We start from the raw sequence: 16,206 nt of genomic DNA on the forward strand, positions 1-16,206 counted from the left end.
ACCTGTTTAATAGGCACATTAGTGTGATATCTTATAAAAATTTAATGGTCGTTGACCTCTGGAATAATGTTGAACGGAAAGGTTATATCCTCTTTGAATTCCTCCGCGCATTCCACTTCACTTTCATTCTCCATATCACAATACCAATTAAGTTGTATATGAACCCCCTGTTGAAAGGATTTTTCGAAGTTTTCCAAGAGCATCATAATACATTTAGAACTACTTGTATTTACATAGCTAAGCCGAACCTCAACTTTTAGTTCAGACGGGTTTGTCGCTAAGAGAGTATCTATCCAGGTAAAGACCGGATCATAAAATTTGAAGGCATTCTCAGGGTAAGATTGTCCTTTTATAATCAAAATCCCTTTATCCGGGTCAAAATCAATCATGGGAGTAGCTTTAGTAGGTTCAAACAACAATTTTTCCATCTCTTTTCACCTCTTTAAACCATTACTGTTAGGGTAAAAAACGATAAATCCTGCATATCTCTAATTGAATACTTAATCGGTTTGCTAGCTTTTCTGGCTATATCAATAAGCCCAAGACCAGCTCCGGAACTATCTGGAGGGAGTTCTTTCTTTATTTGTTCTTTGTACCGCTTCTTTAACTGATCTTTATCCAAGGCTATTAAGGAATCCAGCTGATTGGCTAATTTGTCAGCGTCAGCTTTTTCGATTAAGTTCCCGGAGGAAATAAAATAACCTTCTTCCCCACTGCTGATGGTCACAATACCAGAATTATATATGCGATTATAAGATTCTCCGCCTAGTTTTGAATTGGCGTATTTTTTTATATTATTGGTAGTTTCCACAAAAATAGCGAAAACATTGTAAATAGCGTTACGAGGACGATTCTCTGCTTCCATGTGCTGCATAATGGCTTCCCCAAGCTCTTCAATGATCCCTTGGGAAAAACGACCGGAAAAACTAATGAGAATCCCATTAGAACTTAAAGTGCTTTGTAAATCAATGAGCATCTTGTCGTCAAACATTTTACTCCTCCTTATTTCAAAACCTTTATTAAGACATCTTTCGACGTGTCAGATTATTATTCCTTCATTTTTTCTGGTGTTATAATACTGAACCTCAAGTTGGGGATATTGCTGTGTCTATAAAAAAATACCGTTCTCAGGTATGACCTAGAGAACGATATTTAGCAGAACTATAGTTATTTTTACATTGAGGGATTATCGGGCTTATCAGGGCTTTTGGAACGCCGGAACAAACGCTTCCGGAAAGGTATTAATGAATGCCGGGTATTTCCTACATGTTCTGCCGAATATATCCCATCAATTTCGTTGATATCATCAATAATCTGTTCCATTTTAACTTTTCTAAAGGGTGTTCTCACTTTATATTCGATAGTAGTCCTGTTATTCTCTTCCTTTAATAATGTCATCGAGATATTTTGGGGCACTATACTATGGGCCTCCAACAGGCGATTTATTTCTTTTACTTTACAAGTTCCGTTAATGGCCACTACCTTTAAGGTTTGGCTATTTCGCAAGAAATACGTTTCGACCGAGCGTTCCAACGTAAGGAATACCAGTATCGTCACAAAAAAGGACGCAAAATAGAATCCTGCTCCTGCAGCCAGCCCAATGGCGGCGACGACCCAAAGTGAGGCAGCGGTCGTTAGTCCTTTCACTGAGGTTTTATCTCTTAATATGGTTCCTGCTCCTAAAAAACCAATGCCTGATACAACTTGAGCAGCCAATCGGGCAGGGTCCTTGTTTACTACTGTAAAATCATTAAAACCATACATTGATAAAATCATCACTAACGCAGATCCTAAAGAAACTAAAATATGAGTCCTAAACCCTGCCGGACTGTCATTTTTTTCCCTTTCAAACCCTACGATTCCTCCAAAAACACAAGCGATAAACAATCTGAAAGCTATCTCATACTCCGTGATAGACATCTTAATTCACCTCGTTCCCAAAAACAATTAGATTAAGAAATTCTATTCTACTCGTAATAGATTTCACTATACTATACGATAAATCTGATTATAATTCCTTTTTTCCCATAAGAAAAGCCTATTGCCCTAAAATACCTCTAATCCTACCGGGCAATGGTCTGAACCATAAACATCACTATAGATCGACACATTCTTTAACTGGTCTTTCAGACCTGCAGAAACGCAAAAGTAGTCAATTCTCCATCCTGCGTTGTTTGCTCTGGCATTAAACATGTATGACCACCAGGTATAGGCATCCCTTTGCTCCGGATAAAAAAACCGGAATGAATCAATAAAACCATGGTTTAGCACTTGGCTGAATTTATCTCTTTCTTCACTGGTAAACCCGGCATTTTTTTTGTTTGTTTTGGGATTTTTGAGGTCAATTTCCTGATGGGCTACATTTAAATCCCCACAAAAAATTATCGGTTTTGACTTCTCCAATGTTTTAAGATACGCTAAAAAATCATCTTCCCATTTCATTCGATAGTCCAGTCTGGCCAACCCTCTTTGGGAGTTAGGTGTATAAACAGTGACAAGAAAAAAAGGTTCATACTCCAGGGTGATAACTCTTCCTTCCTGATCATGCTCTTCCATACCGATACCATAGCTCACATTGATAGGTTCTGTTTTAGAAAATATTGCTGTGCCGGAGTACCCTTTTTTCTGGGCAAAATTCCAGTAAGAATAGTATCCGTCTAATTGAAAAGGAATCTGCTCCTCTTGAATCTTTGTTTCCTGAATGCAGAAGACATCCGCATTCTCCTTTGTGAAGAAATCCAGAAAACCATTTTTTACACAAGCACGAAGCCCATTAACGTTCCATGATATTAATTTCATGACAAAGCTCTCCTCTTCCCACGTCAAACTATAGTCCTGTCTTCCGATTATAATGGTTTTAAAGAGATTATTCTATATCTAAATTGTTTTGCACACTGTTGCCATATTTTTATTATTACGCTCTCTTTTGATGGTTGGATATAAAAATGCCTCTCACCTTAAAGGGTGAGAGGTAATAAACAGCTTATCATTCCTGTATTTGTCTATTTTGGCAAGGAACGATTACTTTCCATCATTAAGTTGACTAATTCCATCTTATAGGTCTTACCCTGTGAGAAAAAAATGCCGTTGGAGCCTGATGAACCTCATCTCAAAATCACATAACCAAAAGACAATTTTATTCATATTGTATTTGCAACTAGCCAATCTGCGGCATTCTTTGCCGTATGTTTGGCTTTCTCTCCAGACAAATAAATTTCATTAGGATGCCCCAGCTTAGGACCGCCGATATTGAACAAACGTCTAGCGGCCATTGCTTCCGGCAGCGTTGTTGCGGCACCATTTCTGCAGGTCATAAGGCACTTAAACTCGTCAGCGTATAAATCCGCAGACGATTGATCCTTTGCTGTGTAATAAACAACGACATTTTCCAGCAGCACTTTCTCATCGTCACCTTCCACTTCTTTTTTCAGATTCGACATAAGCCGTCCCCATGGGAACTTATCTCCTGGGCATTTTGTCGCGTATTGGTCCTTATGCCGGTGGTGATCCCCAAGAGAGAGTTTAAATTTGTCATGAGCCCACAAAGCGCTTTTGAGTAGCCCTTGATATTGAGCCTCCGACATCTCCTTTTCATCAAAATTGCCGATACAAACGATGGCAAAGGCCCGCTGATTCATGGTATACCCGCTGCCGTCAGGGGCCGGACCGGGATCGTGAGCCCCCGAGTACTTGATGTCTCTGCCCCATTCGATCGTCCCATCAGTCAGTACAACTAGGTTGTAGCCGATGTCTCCCCAGTAGTTGGGCAGTCCCATGTGCTCTTGCCTGATTTCCTCAGCGTTTTTCTCGTTGCCTGCGGTGTGATGGTAGTCAGCCATGGTTATGTTACATGGCCTGATTTCCATTGTGGCGTTTCCTTTCTGTTCATTGAGTTTCATTTTATTTCATTTCACTTTTCTGTTGCAACTGCTCAAGCACTTTTGTAAAAACCGGCGGTAATGGCACCCCGATGATTCCAAGATTCTCAGTTACAGATACCCATTCCCGAGCAGCATAATAGTAGATGGCCAACGTTCTAAGGATCGGATCATCATTACCCAGCATCCGATCAAGCAGTACAGCCATTGCCACAACGGCAAGAATGGCACCCTTGCGGATGCCACCCCAGAACATGACTTCACTGTTAACTTGCTTTTTCTTAATAGCTCCAAGGAACCCTGTAGCGTAATCGATGACCATCACTACAACAAGTACATTTAGTGCTGCGTCCCACCCTCCAAGCCATGCACTGACAGTTGTCCCTCCTATAGCTACCAGGGTGTTTAGCCCGAATTCTTTTATGTTCATAGTCCATCCTCCTTCATTTTGGGCATAAAAATAACCGCCAAAATGACGGTTTAGGTACCTAATGCCTTATTTGATTTGATACACACGGGAGAGGCTCCTCAAGTTCTAGTAGCATTAGTAACATGACCTGATCAATACATTTATCAATTAAGGCTAAACGCTCTCTAAGTTGCTCGATTTGCTTTCCGTTAATCTCGGGATTCTTAAGCAAGAAATCAATATTTGCATTTAGTTGTTCTAGCAGTATAATTTTAAACCGAATGCCCTCTTTGACGACAATCTCCCCTTGTAAAGTTGGTACCGGCAGCCGTTGCCACAACTGCCGGCCAAAACAATGTTACAGCGCATCCTATAAAGGTGGCGTAGCTCAACTGAAAAGACTCAGTTTTTGCCTCATAACTTTATTACGTTTAGTGACCAAATTTATAGGGGTCTACTATTATGGTAAATTATTCCTCCTCTTGTAATTATCATAATACAGTTTCACTATTTGTGCCCCGTTAATTCCACCATGTAAAACAAATGTTTTCCTGGTAATTTCCACAGATAAATTTGATTTCCCAGGTAAATCTTGTTTCGCATAATTTGTCTATTGTGCATTAAGCAACATAATCGATTCCGGTGATAGCTTGATATTGCTCGGGCGTAATCTTGCCTTTAATCACAAATATTTTCACTTGATCAATAGTATAATTCTTTGGATAATTGTCAGAAACGAACTTAACCCAATCCATATTACATCAATCCTCCTATTACCAGAGCTAAAATAGCCTGAGCATTTTGAGATTGCAGGTCATCAATCTTTTGTTCAATAGTTTGCTTATCTGCACTATTCTCAGCATCAATAGCCATTTTTTCTTCCTGCCATTGAACTTGTGTTAACTCGGAAATATCTTCATGTTGAGGTATGTCACCATCATATGCGAACACAAAACATGACCCATCAGATTTGTATGCTTGAGAACCGGCTACAATCAAATTTATATCAATGTTCTTGTAATCGCTCTGACCGAACATATTGGTAAAATTAACGATTTTTCCAAATTTCATTTATTACTCCTCCTTACTTGAGCACATTGTGAAGTATACCGTAGGTGATAGGACCATAATAGCCGCCCGAACTATTTACAAATGCAAGGCTTTGTGTTGAGTTATATTGTTTGTACAAGGCGCCTTCTGTCATCACTGATATCCACTTGCACGAACTGCCAAGGTTAAGTGTAGAACCGAATTGCGTCCCGGCAGAATTTAACACCTTTACATGGTAATTACCATCGTATGTCTCAACATAAATGCGATCCGTTGCTGTGTGCATTACACTGTCTTCGTGATTAATGCCTGTCAAGTGCGATAATATTGTTCCATTTTTATCTGTAACATAGAAATCGTCATAGCGTGAATTGCTCCATAACATTCTATCCTTACTTACAAACACTACATTCATATATGAACTCGGTGTAAATGTAACAGTGTTGATAAGTGTACCTGCTGAATTATATAACCGTGCTATGCCGCTATCAGTACCACCGTTGGCCCATATACCTTCTCCATCTACAAATGATATGACGCCATTAGCCAATGCGGAAGAGTTTAGGTATGGGCCCAAAGATCCTTTTTTGTCTAGTGTTCCTATTACATTAAAGATACTTTTACCTGTTAGAATATTAGACGCGATTAAATCGGGGTCGCCTAATACCTTGCCATCGCCAATTACACCACCATAATAACCCTGTGGGATTACTTGGTCTGTAGTACTGGGTGTAATAATTGTTTCGCTACCTACCTTATTTGGCATAGTACCTACTATATCCCCTGCATCTGTGGACGCTGTTTTTCCAGAGAGAAGGTCAGATGCAGATGCATTACCAGAGCCACCTTCACCCTGTAGTATAAAATTTGCACCATCGTACCTCAATGTATATATTCCATTTGCTTTTAGATTAGTTACGTCTGTACCGTTTGATTTCTTAATACCCTTTGCACCCTTACCATTCCAGTTAAGAGTTGATGCACCTGTGCTATCAACATTAATTTTTACGCTTACTGCCATTCCTGTTGTAAGTGCCGCTATCGCAGGGATTGCTATTGCGTACGTGTTTTCTGCGCCAGTTGTTACCCCCGCATAGGGTACTTGTAGCGTATAATCTGCTAGATGGTTATTGACTTCCATTTGTAAATTGTTTATTTTATCAGCATTTTGTTTTACAGTTTCTATAGTTCGTCCTGCCCCTGCAAGATCGGACACTTCCTGATTGGTATAATTATTAGCATTGCTTTCGGCGGCATTGGCTTTGGTCTGCGCCCCTGAAGGAGTTTCTTTCGCATCCCATTCAATGCTTTTTGTCGCATAATCTTCCTGATGAGCAGCAAGGGCGTCCTCTCTCGCCTTCAGTTGCGTATCGATGGTATCGGCGTTAACGTTAAATATTTCCACGTTGTAAAATTCTTCTTCTCCTGGTTTTACCAAATTATAATTGGAAGTGACAGTAGCCATTAACTTATTACCTCACTTTTTAATTGATAATAGGAATAAGCTGCTAGTTGGCCGTGCGTGAAATTTGCCAACTTTAAATGTTGATTGTAACGGAGTTCGACCGTAATGATAATGTTAGCAGGAACCATTTTCCTAGTTATCTTCTCGATTTCATTAAACATCCTACGGTTAATCAATTCTAACTTAATGTTTAAGGTATACAAGTTCGAGTTCAGTACCATTACATAGCCATTTTCACCGCAAAGATTATTCATTTTATCGACAAGCTCTCTATAGGTATAGGGCAGCTTGTCATTCCATTTTGCTTGCACCCGAAAACGCCTGCTTTCCAGATCGTCATTAGCGAAGGGGGTGATAGTCAACATTTTTTCACGCCTAGCTATTCCGTTTTCTGTCGCAGTCTGGATGAATTGAACATTCAATAGGTCGGCAACAGCTTGACGAATTAAGGAAATCTCAATGTTATCCGTGTTTGATATTTCTTGAAACTCCTTAAACTCACTTAAAAAATCGGGCCAGTATTCGCGTATCGGAATCATACTTTCGTCACCGTCCCAAAAATTGGTATCTCAATTTCCGATAACAGAACATTTTGGGCTGAACCGTTAATCTTAGTATTCTGAATATCCAAAACTCCCATTATCCCTAATATTCTCGTCTCTATTTGACTGATTCGGATGACTAAATTGGTACTATCCTCCCAATTTTTCCTAAGATCTTCATAATATCCACCAAGCACTGTAATTAAATTGGGTTGCACATCAGCCCAAATATATCCATCTTGAAACGTCAGACTCGTCTCAATATTAATAGTAGATTCGGCAACTCCTTCTACCGTTACAACATGCCCTATTGGAGCAAAGCCAAGACCTTTCCCCTGATTTACCATTGGGTCAGCAGCTGTCTGTACAGTGTCAATCAAGGTCGATGATGGTTTGGCATATGCGCTATCTATGACTACCAACTTAACTGTTCCGCCACCATTCCAGACAGGAAAGACCTTCACTCCTCCCACTCCATCTAGAGCCTTTGTTTTTTCTTTATAATCCGCAATATTTCCGCCATACGCTTGGTTGTCCAGTCCATCAAAATATCTCTTCCTTAGATTTTCATCCTCCTCTGCGTCCTCTCCAGGAATGAGTATGTCGGCAAGCTCTGCGCGGGTTAATCCCGGGATATATTCAATCGGTAACATTGTTCCAAACTGCTGATTACCAACGATGCCTGTTTTCTCGCACTCCATGATAAATTCTCCGATTGTGGTCTTTTCTTTAGAAACATAATTTATGCCATTAATCGAAAACCTGCTTGTTAGAGGTATGTCTATGGGGGTATCGCCATCACCAAAAAATAGCCCTTTGCGAATTGCCTTTGTAGCAATATTTCTTACTACCCCTAATTCTGCAGTTCTTCGAGCCAGGTACTCACCCGACGATGTATCCGCGAAAGATAGTCTCGCATTGATATCCAATTCAATGTATAGTTGCGCTGCCTCTGCCGCAGCTGGAGCCAATGCATCATAGATTAAGCTTCCTTCCCGTTTGTCTACGCTATCTGGTACTCGGGCCAGCATCCGGGCCAATATGACTTCATAAGTTTGATCTTCGTACACTTACATGCTCACCTCCTGGGTCATCTCGAATCTCCCATAGTTACTGATAACCGTGCATTCAATGAGTAGACTGTCCCCTATGTTTGTGATCCGGATATTTTCAACGCCGGTGATTCGATCATCCTGAGTCAGGGCTTCCCGGATCATGCGGGCAGCCTCTGATCTTAAAAACGTCGGATTCATTCCGATCAAAGTTTCCAGCTCAGAACCATAGTTTGCTGTGTAGATCAAGTAATGATAACGAGGGGTTTCCAGAATCTTAAAGGCAGCCTGCTTAACGGCTTCAAGGCCATCCAGTCTGCCAATAATTCGCCCCTTTGCGGCATCCATCTTCCATGTAAGGGAGGGCCGTTCTTTTATTTCCAGGGTTGCCCCGGTTATCGTTCCTCCGCTGGGAATCATGCCGTCACCACCTTATCCAGGACCACAAAGCGCTGCCCGCCCTGGACCCTGAGCAAGAGAATCTTATCCCCGGCATTAAGACCGGGGTTAATGACTATTTTTTCCTCCAGAGCTGCGGAGGTGCTGCGGCTTGAGCCGTCATCTGTATAGGAATGGCTATGCTTCAGATCGATTTCCAGCCTCTCCAGACCGGCTGGTACCAGCAAAAAATCCGCCGTCAGTGTAAAGCGCTGATCCACTTTGACACTGAGGGGATTAACACTCAGAACTTCGCCAAACAGGACATTAACGGGATTGGAAGCTCCCACCGCATCCATTCCGGCGGTTTTGATAACTTCTAATAAGCTGGCCAATTATATCACCTTCACTTCTAAAGACATGGTATGATTTGTTCCTTCAAAACTGTGCACACACTCGTTGACAAGAAAGGGCTGATTGATTCCGTATTCCGAAATCCAAATCCGCACATAGCAGCCTGCTCTTACCTGAAGCTCGCCAATGGCCTCGATCTTCAGGGTTTTGGTTTCCCTGTTCTTCAAGGTCGCCAGTGTGGTCAGCATTTCATTGATTTGCGCTTCATTGTAATTTTCACCGACGCTCTGACTTAGCTGAAGAACTCCCCATTTCGCCATATTAAGGCTGTCCTGAGCAAGATAGACATCCCGGCCGCCCGTATCCTTGTTGTTTCTGAAAAGCTTGATTTTATTATAGGTATCGGAGTCGATGGACCGCTTCAGAGCATAATCTGTCATAAGTCTGCCGTCGCCAAGGTAAAAATCCACTAAAAGATCATTAATATTGCGCAGGGAAAGCTTCCCAAAGTCGTCAAAAAACACATAATTCTGTCCGGAATGGATCAAGGTCAGATCCAAGGCTTTGCAGATAATATCCATCAAGGTTTGATTGTCCTCACTCATGACGGGAATGCGGTAACCTGTATCATCCATCCGGCCCAGCTGGAGTTTGAAATCCGCCGCGATTTTTTTAACCACCTCGGAGGCTCTGACATTGGCAAAGGTATAGGTATCCTTTGCCATCAGATAGCGTATCTGGTCATAGCAGGTTATTTTGATTCCCTCATCCTTGCCCTCATCAATGGTAAAAATATAACCGTAAAAGACTTCGGCTCCATCCGCTGCCCGTTTAACCCATACAATATCTCCGTTATTGTACTTAAAATGCTCCGCTTCTCCGGGCAGGTTTTTAATTAAGGTAAAGTCCAGGCTGCCGGCTTTGCCGATCCGGCTGGTTTTCCAGGTAACGTCCGCCACAAGCTGAGATATATCCCACACGTTGCCGTCCTTATTATCGATTAAAATTTTCAGCATACCGCTCCCCTCCTTTTAAGACAGCTTCAGAACTCTGCCGATCTGCAGCCGCCTGATTTCCGCCTCTGTAATGCCATTCAGCTTTTGAATCTCCGGCCAGCGGGCTCCATCGCCAAGGAATCGTTTGGCGACGGCCCAAAGGGTATCACCACTGACGAGAGTATAGGTCTTAGGCTGCTGAGTCTCATTGGGGCGCGCCGGAACCGCAGCTGCCGCCACCGGTCCGGCAATTGTAGACAACGAGTCCAGCTGAGCAGCATAAGTTACATACCTTTTCAGCTTAATATCGTAGTCTATGTCTCCTGCTCCACCGGCAGTTTCTTTCCAGTTGAAGCTTTCGATACTCACCAACTTATTAATCTCTAAGCTGTCGGAAGTAAAAATAAAACGGATAGGAAGCCTGGACTCCCTCCAATTGTTAAGCAGTGTAACATATTCGATAGGCTTGAGAAGTGTTTGCACGGTGATAAAAGGATAGCGCTGACAAGGAAAAAAACTGCTAAATCCATACTCAGTCAGCTTAGGATTTTTAATCACATTAATCTCTCCCAAGGCTACCACATCATAAGTTTTGCAGTTTCCTGATTCGCTGATTTCCAGGGCTTCCGGCATGACCGGCAGCTCAAAGCGTACTTCCTTGTTATTAATACTCAACTCTATTCCGTAAGCCATTAAGCATACACCCCCTGGGCAGAAGAGGAAATCTCCGTCTCCAGCATGGTTTTAAGCTTGACAATAATGGAATCCACACTTTGTTCATTGGTAATATCCCCGGTTGTGACGGACACCGTGGGCGTGAGGGTCACAAAGTTCTGGATGTTTTTCATTTCCGCCAGTTCCCGCATGGTCTTCAGGTCTTCGCTGGAAATATCTACGGTATTGTTGATTCTGCCCACCTCATTGACCCGGTCGATAGCAGGAATTTGACTTTGACCCATGCTGGGATCTTGCCTCCATTTATCCAGTTTATCGGCACTGTCGGCTGCACCGCCTTGAACAGTAAAGGCCTTGCTTAACGAGTCGTAAGCTCCTTGGACACTGTTTACCATTGACTTGCCGAACCCTTGGCCTATCTCCTGACCTTTACTGAAGGCGTCGCCACTATCCATTTGTTCCAACCTTGGAAGGCTCACCAAACCGGCTTCACTTTTAAGGCTCTCCCTTTCTTCTTTAAGGGTTTTCAAAAAATTATCCATCCCGGCAGTAATATCAATTTTTATTCCCATACTATCAAGCAAAGCTTGAATACCACTAGCCAGGTTACGAATATATCCAAGGGCATTAACAGCTAAATCATAAAAGAGTTTTTTCACTGCATTTACCGGGTCAATAAAGACATTGCAAATAAACTCTGCAACAGAGAGAATTCCATTTACAAAATAAGCCAGTTTATTATATATAAAACTGAACAACATCCCAATCAACCCGCCGATATAGCCGATGACGTTAGCTGTCGTGTCCCCCCAATTCAGCATAGCGTAAAGCAGAAAGCCAATGGCGGCCCCAACGAGGAGAATCGGCCAATTCATCAGCAGCCACGCAGCCGCTGCTTCCAAAATCGGGGCAACCTGCAAGCAAAGCTGTGCATACAACAACCCCAGCTTTGTATATAACAGCGGTATTTGAGTCAGCGCCCACAAAGCAAGGGCAGAGCCAATCATCGCCAGTATTGGCTCAATGACATTCCAATTCTGCTCTACTCCTTCGCCCAGCCAGGCCAGCACATCAACAATTCCTGCAATTCCCTGGGCAACAATGGTTACCCCCATACTCAGCCCGTCAAAGAAGGGCTGAAACTTCCCCTCCTGGAAGGCATTATTCAGTTTAAGCAAAACACTGCTCAAATGGGCACTAAGGGTTTCCGCCCCTCGTTCTCCCGCGCCGGCAAGACCGGCTTCCATGTTATTCGTAAGAATCTCCAACTGCTTAGTCGGCGACTTCATCATTTGGTCAAAGGCCTCTTGACCCATCTTTTCCTTTTCCAGGAGCTGGTCAAAGGCTTTAATAAAGCCGTCAATATTTCCCGACTGCCCCAAATCATCCAGGTTAAAGGCCTGCATCTCCTTCTCCGGCAAACTATAGCCTTCAGACAGGGGAGCAAGATTGCCGGACAGTGCTTCCTTTATTGCCTCGGCCGCTCCGGTCATTCCCTTACCCGAGCTGTCAAAAGCACTCAAGTGCCGGGCAGCATCATTAAGCTGGGTTATCTGCCCGGCATTCTGAACGGAAGGAAGAAAAGTCAGACTGCTCTGCAGGGATTCATTAACATCTTCACCTGCGGCTACGGCCTCTGCCCTGAACTTATCAAACATAGCCGTTCCTATTTCCCCACTCCCTGTCCTTGCTACAAACATATCCTGCAGGTTCTGCTGTTCCATAGCGGCACTGATGCTTGCTTTGCCTAAGTCGTTCATCAGTCCGACAGCATCCTTGAAGCGGGCTGGGACTTCAATATTAATATTAAACAAATCCAACATTGATTGAATGGTTGCCAGATCAGTAACCTCCTTTCATACGTAACACGTTCCTTTCTTAAAGTTTAAAACGATACTCTGAAAATGCGGGTACCGCCATAGCATCGGCATGAACAGCTACCCAGAAAAACCCTGCCGGCAACAGCAAGTCGAACAGCCCGCCCACAGGCTTTACTTCCTCTTAAACTTCGCCTTATTCTGCCTCTCCTTTTTAATCCGGATCTCAATCATAGCAAAGATAGCCGCCTTGGCCTCCCGGCTCTTTTGAGCAAGCTCGTCAGGAGGAATATGAAGTTCGTGGAGGGCGTAGTAAGCATAATTCCACTCACCCACGCCCTCCTCAATCAGTTTTTTACCTCATCCATTAAGTCTTCCATCCCTTGATCAAAGCCGTTGATCTCCTGCACCTGCTGGACCAGGGCCGCATACTCCCCGGGAAACAGCATTTTGCGCAGCAACTCCTCAGCACCCATCACACCATAAGACCTTTGCAGCTCGGCGTTTTTCAGATCAGGAAAACTGACACTGGCCACAATAATCTTGGCTAAATAAATGTTCTGATCAATCTCCGTTTGCTGGGTACCATTTTTCCCTTTGATACGGCGAGTAGCCCCTTTGCGGTACTCCTCATTCTCCGCCTCGGTAATGCTGTGAATCTTCCAGGCCATAGGCTTGCCGTCCTGACCCTTAAAACGTTCCGACACCACAATCTCTTTGTTCAGGTCGGACCTTGCATTGTTGGCAAAAAAGGCTTGTAAATCTTTCATCTTCTCTTCCTCCAAATCCCTTAGCTATTTAAATCGTCCTGCGCCAGGCAGACAAACTCTGCATATCCGGCCTGCGCCCAGAGACACCATGTCTTCCGGGTTAAATCCGGAAGACACTCCCAGAGCGCAGGAAGCCGCCGCAGCCGCATTGATACTTTAGAAAGCAGGCAGCGAAAAGTCACATTCCTGCCCTAATTAGTTCAGGAAAAATTATGTTTTCCCAAGGCTCCCTTACCGGGCACTGGGAGCGGCAAATTCATCCAAAAGATCAAAATCGTCAAAGGTAAAGGGCATCTCTTCCTCTAAAGGATCATCCGAACCGGCATCAAAGGAAGCCGCTATGACACTGTCCAAGTTGCAGTTCTTAAGCACCGCCGTTTGCTTGCCCAAGGAAGAAGCCGGATCTTCGTTGACGATTTGGAGGTCAAAGTAGAAATCCTTGCCCGTCTTGATATACTCCAGCATCAGAGCTCTGAACATGCTGGTAAAATAATAGATGGTCAGGGTTCCCGACCCTGCCCAGCCCGTGGCTTTTTTTCCGACATTGGTTCTGCCCAGAATAGGCACATCAGCTTTGGTTTTTTCAATTGTAGCCTCCACCGTCTTTGCATAAAACAGTTCTTCCACCCGGCCGTTAATGGTGACAAAAGCCCTGCCCTGTTTTCCTGATACTACATCTTCTGCTTTAAGAAATGCCATATCTTATCTCACCTGCACTTTCACATAGATTTTTTCGATGGAATCCACCGGCTGGGCGTAAGCTTCAATATAGACACTGTCTGATTCATTCCCCGCCTGAACGTTTAAATCCGTCTGCCCATCGAAGTTTTGGATAGCATTTATCCCCTGGAGGGTTTCCATGTACTTGACACATTCGGCCTTCAGCAGGTTGCGCCCTAAGGCATTATTGGAGACCTTGCCCAGGTAAAATTCGCTGAAGATCCGGACAAAATCATTGTTAATCCCGTCCAGCACCCGGATAACCCGGTTCTTAGAGAACTGTTTCCCTTTATCCGGAGTAAAGGTGCTGAGGGTATTGATGTCCTGCTCAACCATGGCTTGGCTGTCCTTGGCTGTAAAGACAAACTCCCCGCCTTGCAAAGCCTCGATGATTTGAGCATTAGTATACCTGGGAGATGCATCCACCGCCCCATCGTAAGCCAGGTAGGTCAGGGATTCATCCACTTGGGCGCCGGCCGTGGCGGCAGCTACCCAGGCCGTTGCCTGAGCGGCAGTCAGAATCGTGCCGTCCGAGAGAATAACCCCATTTTTGACACTGATCACTCCTTCGTAATCCGCTTGGGGATAATTCTCAAGGACAACCTGAATTTTCTTGCCCTCACTATCCCTGAGACGCCGGCAAAAAGCTGTAAAAGTAGCTTTAAGGTCCTCATCCCCTGCCGTCAAGGCCAGGGTGTTAAAATCAAAAAGCTCCACCGCTGATAAATAATCAGCATACTCCTGATTGGTAACAGTGCCGTCCCCTCCGCCCGTGAGAGGTACACCCGCCGTTTCGGCCAGAGTTCCCGTTCCGGAAAACTCCACCCACTGGTTATCAGCCAGACCTGCAATATCACTAACGGTTTGCTTGTCAGCTTCGGATCCTTCAACTAAGGTTGCCACATCAAATTTGCTTTCATCATCAACATTTCCCTGAATAAGCAAGGACAAGTCATTGCCTCTGACGCCGCCCCATTTGGCAGTTGCCGTCAGATTTCCCACTGTTGCCGCGGCTTTTGTACCTGTGTTAAGTCTGTATAAGAGCAGGGTTTTCGCCCGTTTTAAAGCCTCTCTTACTAAGAGCAGCCTGTCGTCCCCTATTAAGTAGCCCAGCTTGGCAAAGCTGTCTTCCCCTGCTTCCAAGGTAATGATTTTCTTGGGTTCCCCCCAGGAAAGTAAAAGGGGCAAAGAAACAATCCCCCGTTCGCCCAGGGTACCCGCAACTCTCGGCTCTGATTTGAAGTTGACGTAAACCCCCGGCCGCACCTTATTTTGTGTTGTCCATGTACCTGCTGCCATCTTATCGAACCTCCTTCTTGAGAAAACCTGCAAGGATTGTTTGAACCTGGTCATGGCTGTATGTTTCTCCTTCTTTTAAAAGAGCCTCCAGCAAATCCCCCTGCCCATACTTACCGGAGTGTAAAATTTGCTCTTTGCCATAACGTTTACTGATTTTTTTATCTTTTTTATCCTGATTAACCATCCAGAAATCCCTCCTGTTGCATAGTCTGCATGAGCGGATCGGGGTCAACACTGCGCAGAACCTGAAAATTGTAGTCTACAAACCAGTGAAGCACTCCCTCCGCAAGTTCATGACGCATTCCGCTCCCTCTGACCAGGCTATCTTCCACACTGATCAGCTCCATTTTCTCGTACAATCCCTCGGCGATCTCATCCAAGCTTTCCTGGGCTGCGGGAAAATACTGAATCTCAAAGGTATGCTTGCGCTGGTAGCGCTGACCCAGCAGCTGTTTCTGAGCTGACGAAAACAGCTTCACATAAAAATAAGGCTTTTCCAAGCCTTGATCCTGCTCTTCACCATAGACATTGATGTCCGGGAAGTGCTGATTGAGAGCGTTTTTAACGTCCTCCCGGACACTGCTGACAGTGACCATTGAATCATCTCCTAATCCTTTGCCCGTTGCTATTGACTAAATCCCAATGGCTGCCGCGAGCAATCTAATCTATCCCCCTGCCCTTACTCCTCCTTTCCGGCCCAGGAAAAAACCGCTTATCCTATCTTTGTTCCTCCATGTCGTTCCCTTCACCTGTCCCTCATTAAAAAAGGACCTGCACCTTACGTATGGGAAAGACTTGTCCG

22 protein-coding genes are annotated in these 16,206 nt (G+C 44.1%); all 22 read right to left on the minus strand.

Annotated features, from left to right (window positions below; translation table 11 throughout):
- Positions 1-41 precede the first annotated feature (41 nt).
- The 22 genes from DESOR_RS25845 to DESOR_RS25945 all read right to left on the minus strand — a co-directional run bounded on the left by DESOR_RS25845 (position 42) and on the right by DESOR_RS25945 (position 16,000).
- Entirely contained in the window at positions 42-428 is a 387-nt protein-coding gene (locus DESOR_RS25845; protein ID WP_014187550.1) for a DUF1987 domain-containing protein, read from the minus strand.
- Positions 429-442: 14 nt separating this feature from the next.
- Entirely contained in the window at positions 443-991 is a 549-nt protein-coding gene (locus DESOR_RS25850; RefSeq protein WP_014187551.1) for a SiaB family protein kinase, read from the minus strand.
- Positions 992-1,173: 182 nt separating this feature from the next.
- Positions 1,174-1,920, minus strand: coding sequence for an MgtC/SapB family protein (locus tag DESOR_RS25855; RefSeq protein WP_014187552.1), 747 nt, complete (start codon positions 1,918-1,920; stop codon positions 1,174-1,176).
- A gap of 126 nt (positions 1,921-2,046) precedes the next feature.
- A complete protein-coding gene (locus tag DESOR_RS25860; protein WP_014187553.1) occupies positions 2,047-2,799 on the minus strand; it encodes an exodeoxyribonuclease III in 753 nt (250 codons plus the stop codon).
- Positions 2,800-3,140: 341 nt separating this feature from the next.
- On the minus strand, positions 3,141-3,899 hold the full coding sequence (locus tag DESOR_RS25865) for a peptidoglycan recognition protein family protein (RefSeq protein ID WP_042331697.1): 759 nt from the start codon (positions 3,897-3,899) through the stop codon (positions 3,141-3,143).
- Between the two features lies 1 nt (position 3,900).
- Positions 3,901-4,308, minus strand: coding sequence for a phage holin family protein (locus DESOR_RS25870; protein WP_014187555.1), 408 nt, complete (start codon positions 4,306-4,308; stop codon positions 3,901-3,903).
- A gap of 599 nt (positions 4,309-4,907) precedes the next feature.
- Positions 4,908-5,042 carry an XkdX family protein gene (locus DESOR_RS28480; RefSeq protein WP_014187556.1) on the minus strand — a complete coding sequence of 45 codons (135 nt, stop codon included), beginning with the start codon at positions 5,040-5,042 and terminating at the stop codon, positions 4,908-4,910.
- Position 5,043: 1 nt separating this feature from the next.
- Positions 5,044-5,358, minus strand: a complete 315-nt coding sequence (locus DESOR_RS25880) for a hypothetical protein (protein WP_014187557.1) — start codon at positions 5,356-5,358, stop codon at positions 5,044-5,046.
- 13 nt (positions 5,359-5,371) lie between these two features.
- A complete protein-coding gene (locus DESOR_RS27605) occupies positions 5,372-6,802 on the minus strand; it encodes a hypothetical protein (RefSeq protein WP_014187558.1) in 1,431 nt (476 codons plus the stop codon).
- Positions 6,802-7,341 (minus strand): putative phage tail protein, encoded by a 540-nt coding sequence (locus DESOR_RS25890; protein WP_014187559.1) that lies wholly within the window; start codon positions 7,339-7,341, stop codon positions 6,802-6,804. The genes DESOR_RS27605 and DESOR_RS25890 overlap by 1 nt, the downstream gene beginning before the upstream one ends.
- A complete protein-coding gene (locus DESOR_RS25895; protein WP_014187560.1) occupies positions 7,338-8,414 on the minus strand; it encodes a baseplate J/gp47 family protein in 1,077 nt (358 codons plus the stop codon). Before DESOR_RS25895 ends, DESOR_RS25890 begins: the two co-directional genes overlap by 4 nt.
- The gene (locus tag DESOR_RS25900; protein WP_014187561.1) at positions 8,415-8,816 is read right to left on the minus strand and encodes a DUF2634 domain-containing protein; all 402 of its coding nucleotides are present in this window, start codon (positions 8,814-8,816) and stop codon (positions 8,415-8,417) included. It lies immediately after the preceding gene.
- A complete protein-coding gene (locus DESOR_RS25905) occupies positions 8,813-9,169 on the minus strand; it encodes a DUF2577 domain-containing protein (RefSeq protein WP_014187562.1) in 357 nt (118 codons plus the stop codon). The genes DESOR_RS25900 and DESOR_RS25905 overlap by 4 nt, the downstream gene beginning before the upstream one ends.
- Positions 9,170-10,144 (minus strand): XkdQ/YqbQ family protein, encoded by a 975-nt coding sequence (locus DESOR_RS25910; protein ID WP_014187563.1) that lies wholly within the window; start codon positions 10,142-10,144, stop codon positions 9,170-9,172.
- Between the two features lie 15 nt (positions 10,145-10,159).
- Complete coding sequence (locus DESOR_RS25915) at positions 10,160-10,816, minus strand: LysM peptidoglycan-binding domain-containing protein (RefSeq protein ID WP_014187564.1); 657 nt, start codon at positions 10,814-10,816, stop codon at positions 10,160-10,162.
- Positions 10,816-12,621, minus strand: a complete 1,806-nt coding sequence (locus DESOR_RS29925; protein ID WP_014187565.1) for a phage tail tape measure protein — start codon at positions 12,619-12,621, stop codon at positions 10,816-10,818. Before DESOR_RS29925 ends, DESOR_RS25915 begins: the two co-directional genes overlap by 1 nt.
- Before the next feature lie 168 nt (positions 12,622-12,789).
- Entirely contained in the window at positions 12,790-12,951 is a 162-nt protein-coding gene (locus DESOR_RS29555) for a hypothetical protein (RefSeq protein WP_014187566.1), read from the minus strand.
- Between the two features lie 11 nt (positions 12,952-12,962).
- A complete protein-coding gene (locus DESOR_RS25925) occupies positions 12,963-13,385 on the minus strand; it encodes a phage tail assembly chaperone (protein WP_014187567.1) in 423 nt (140 codons plus the stop codon).
- A 231-nt stretch (positions 13,386-13,616) separates the two neighbouring features.
- Entirely contained in the window at positions 13,617-14,084 is a 468-nt protein-coding gene (locus DESOR_RS25930) for a phage tail tube protein (protein ID WP_014187568.1), read from the minus strand.
- A gap of 3 nt (positions 14,085-14,087) precedes the next feature.
- Complete coding sequence (locus DESOR_RS25935) at positions 14,088-15,404, minus strand: phage tail sheath family protein (RefSeq protein ID WP_014187569.1); 1,317 nt, start codon at positions 15,402-15,404, stop codon at positions 14,088-14,090.
- A gap of 1 nt (position 15,405) precedes the next feature.
- Positions 15,406-15,588: a hypothetical protein gene (locus tag DESOR_RS25940; RefSeq protein WP_014187570.1), complete on the minus strand. Its 183-nt coding sequence runs from the start codon at positions 15,586-15,588 to the stop codon at positions 15,406-15,408.
- On the minus strand, positions 15,581-16,000 hold the full coding sequence (locus DESOR_RS25945; RefSeq protein ID WP_014187571.1) for a phage tail terminator family protein: 420 nt from the start codon (positions 15,998-16,000) through the stop codon (positions 15,581-15,583). The genes DESOR_RS25940 and DESOR_RS25945 overlap by 8 nt, the downstream gene beginning before the upstream one ends.
- Between the last annotated feature and the right edge of the window lie 206 nt (positions 16,001-16,206).

The organism is Desulfosporosinus orientis DSM 765 (assembly GCF_000235605.1).
GTDB lineage: Bacteria > Bacillota > Desulfitobacteriia > Desulfitobacteriales > Desulfitobacteriaceae > Desulfosporosinus > Desulfosporosinus orientis.

What these genes read in the sequence shown, in the direction of transcription:
- DESOR_RS25870 (WP_014187555.1), bottom strand. Translation starts at nt 4,308, where the DNA reads ATGAACATAAAAGAATTCGGGCTAAACACCCTGGTAGCTATAGGAGGG.
- DESOR_RS25925 (WP_014187567.1), bottom strand. Translation starts at nt 13,385, where the DNA reads ATGAAAGATTTACAAGCCTTTTTTGCCAACAATGCAAGGTCCGACCTG.
- DESOR_RS25890 (WP_014187559.1), bottom strand. Translation starts at nt 7,341, where the DNA reads ATGATTCCGATACGCGAATACTGGCCCGATTTTTTAAGTGAGTTTAAG.
- DESOR_RS25915 (WP_014187564.1), bottom strand. Translation starts at nt 10,816, where the DNA reads ATGGCTTACGGAATAGAGTTGAGTATTAATAACAAGGAAGTACGCTTT.
- DESOR_RS25935 (WP_014187569.1), bottom strand. Translation starts at nt 15,404, where the DNA reads ATGGCAGCAGGTACATGGACAACACAAAATAAGGTGCGGCCGGGGGTT.
- DESOR_RS25930 (WP_014187568.1), bottom strand. Translation starts at nt 14,084, where the DNA reads ATGGCATTTCTTAAAGCAGAAGATGTAGTATCAGGAAAACAGGGCAGG.
- DESOR_RS25945 (WP_014187571.1), bottom strand. Translation starts at nt 16,000, where the DNA reads ATGGTCACTGTCAGCAGTGTCCGGGAGGACGTTAAAAACGCTCTCAAT.
- DESOR_RS25910 (WP_014187563.1), bottom strand. Translation starts at nt 10,144, where the DNA reads ATGCTGAAAATTTTAATCGATAATAAGGACGGCAACGTGTGGGATATA.
- DESOR_RS27605 (WP_014187558.1), bottom strand. Translation starts at nt 6,802, where the DNA reads ATGGCTACTGTCACTTCCAATTATAATTTGGTAAAACCAGGAGAAGAA.
- DESOR_RS25880 (WP_014187557.1), bottom strand. Translation starts at nt 5,358, where the DNA reads ATGAAATTTGGAAAAATCGTTAATTTTACCAATATGTTCGGTCAGAGC.
- DESOR_RS25865 (WP_042331697.1), bottom strand. Translation starts at nt 3,899, where the DNA reads ATGAAACTCAATGAACAGAAAGGAAACGCCACAATGGAAATCAGGCCA.
- DESOR_RS29925 (WP_014187565.1), bottom strand. Translation starts at nt 12,621, where the DNA reads ATGTTGGATTTGTTTAATATTAATATTGAAGTCCCAGCCCGCTTCAAG.
- DESOR_RS25845 (WP_014187550.1), bottom strand. Translation starts at nt 428, where the DNA reads ATGGAAAAATTGTTGTTTGAACCTACTAAAGCTACTCCCATGATTGAT.
- DESOR_RS25900 (WP_014187561.1), bottom strand. Translation starts at nt 8,816, where the DNA reads ATGATTCCCAGCGGAGGAACGATAACCGGGGCAACCCTGGAAATAAAA.
- DESOR_RS25855 (WP_014187552.1), bottom strand. Translation starts at nt 1,920, where the DNA reads ATGTCTATCACGGAGTATGAGATAGCTTTCAGATTGTTTATCGCTTGT.
- DESOR_RS28480 (WP_014187556.1), bottom strand. Translation starts at nt 5,042, where the DNA reads ATGGATTGGGTTAAGTTCGTTTCTGACAATTATCCAAAGAATTATACT.
- DESOR_RS25860 (WP_014187553.1), bottom strand. Translation starts at nt 2,799, where the DNA reads ATGAAATTAATATCATGGAACGTTAATGGGCTTCGTGCTTGTGTAAAA.
- DESOR_RS25940 (WP_014187570.1), bottom strand. Translation starts at nt 15,588, where the DNA reads ATGGTTAATCAGGATAAAAAAGATAAAAAAATCAGTAAACGTTATGGC.
- DESOR_RS25850 (WP_014187551.1), bottom strand. Translation starts at nt 991, where the DNA reads ATGTTTGACGACAAGATGCTCATTGATTTACAAAGCACTTTAAGTTCT.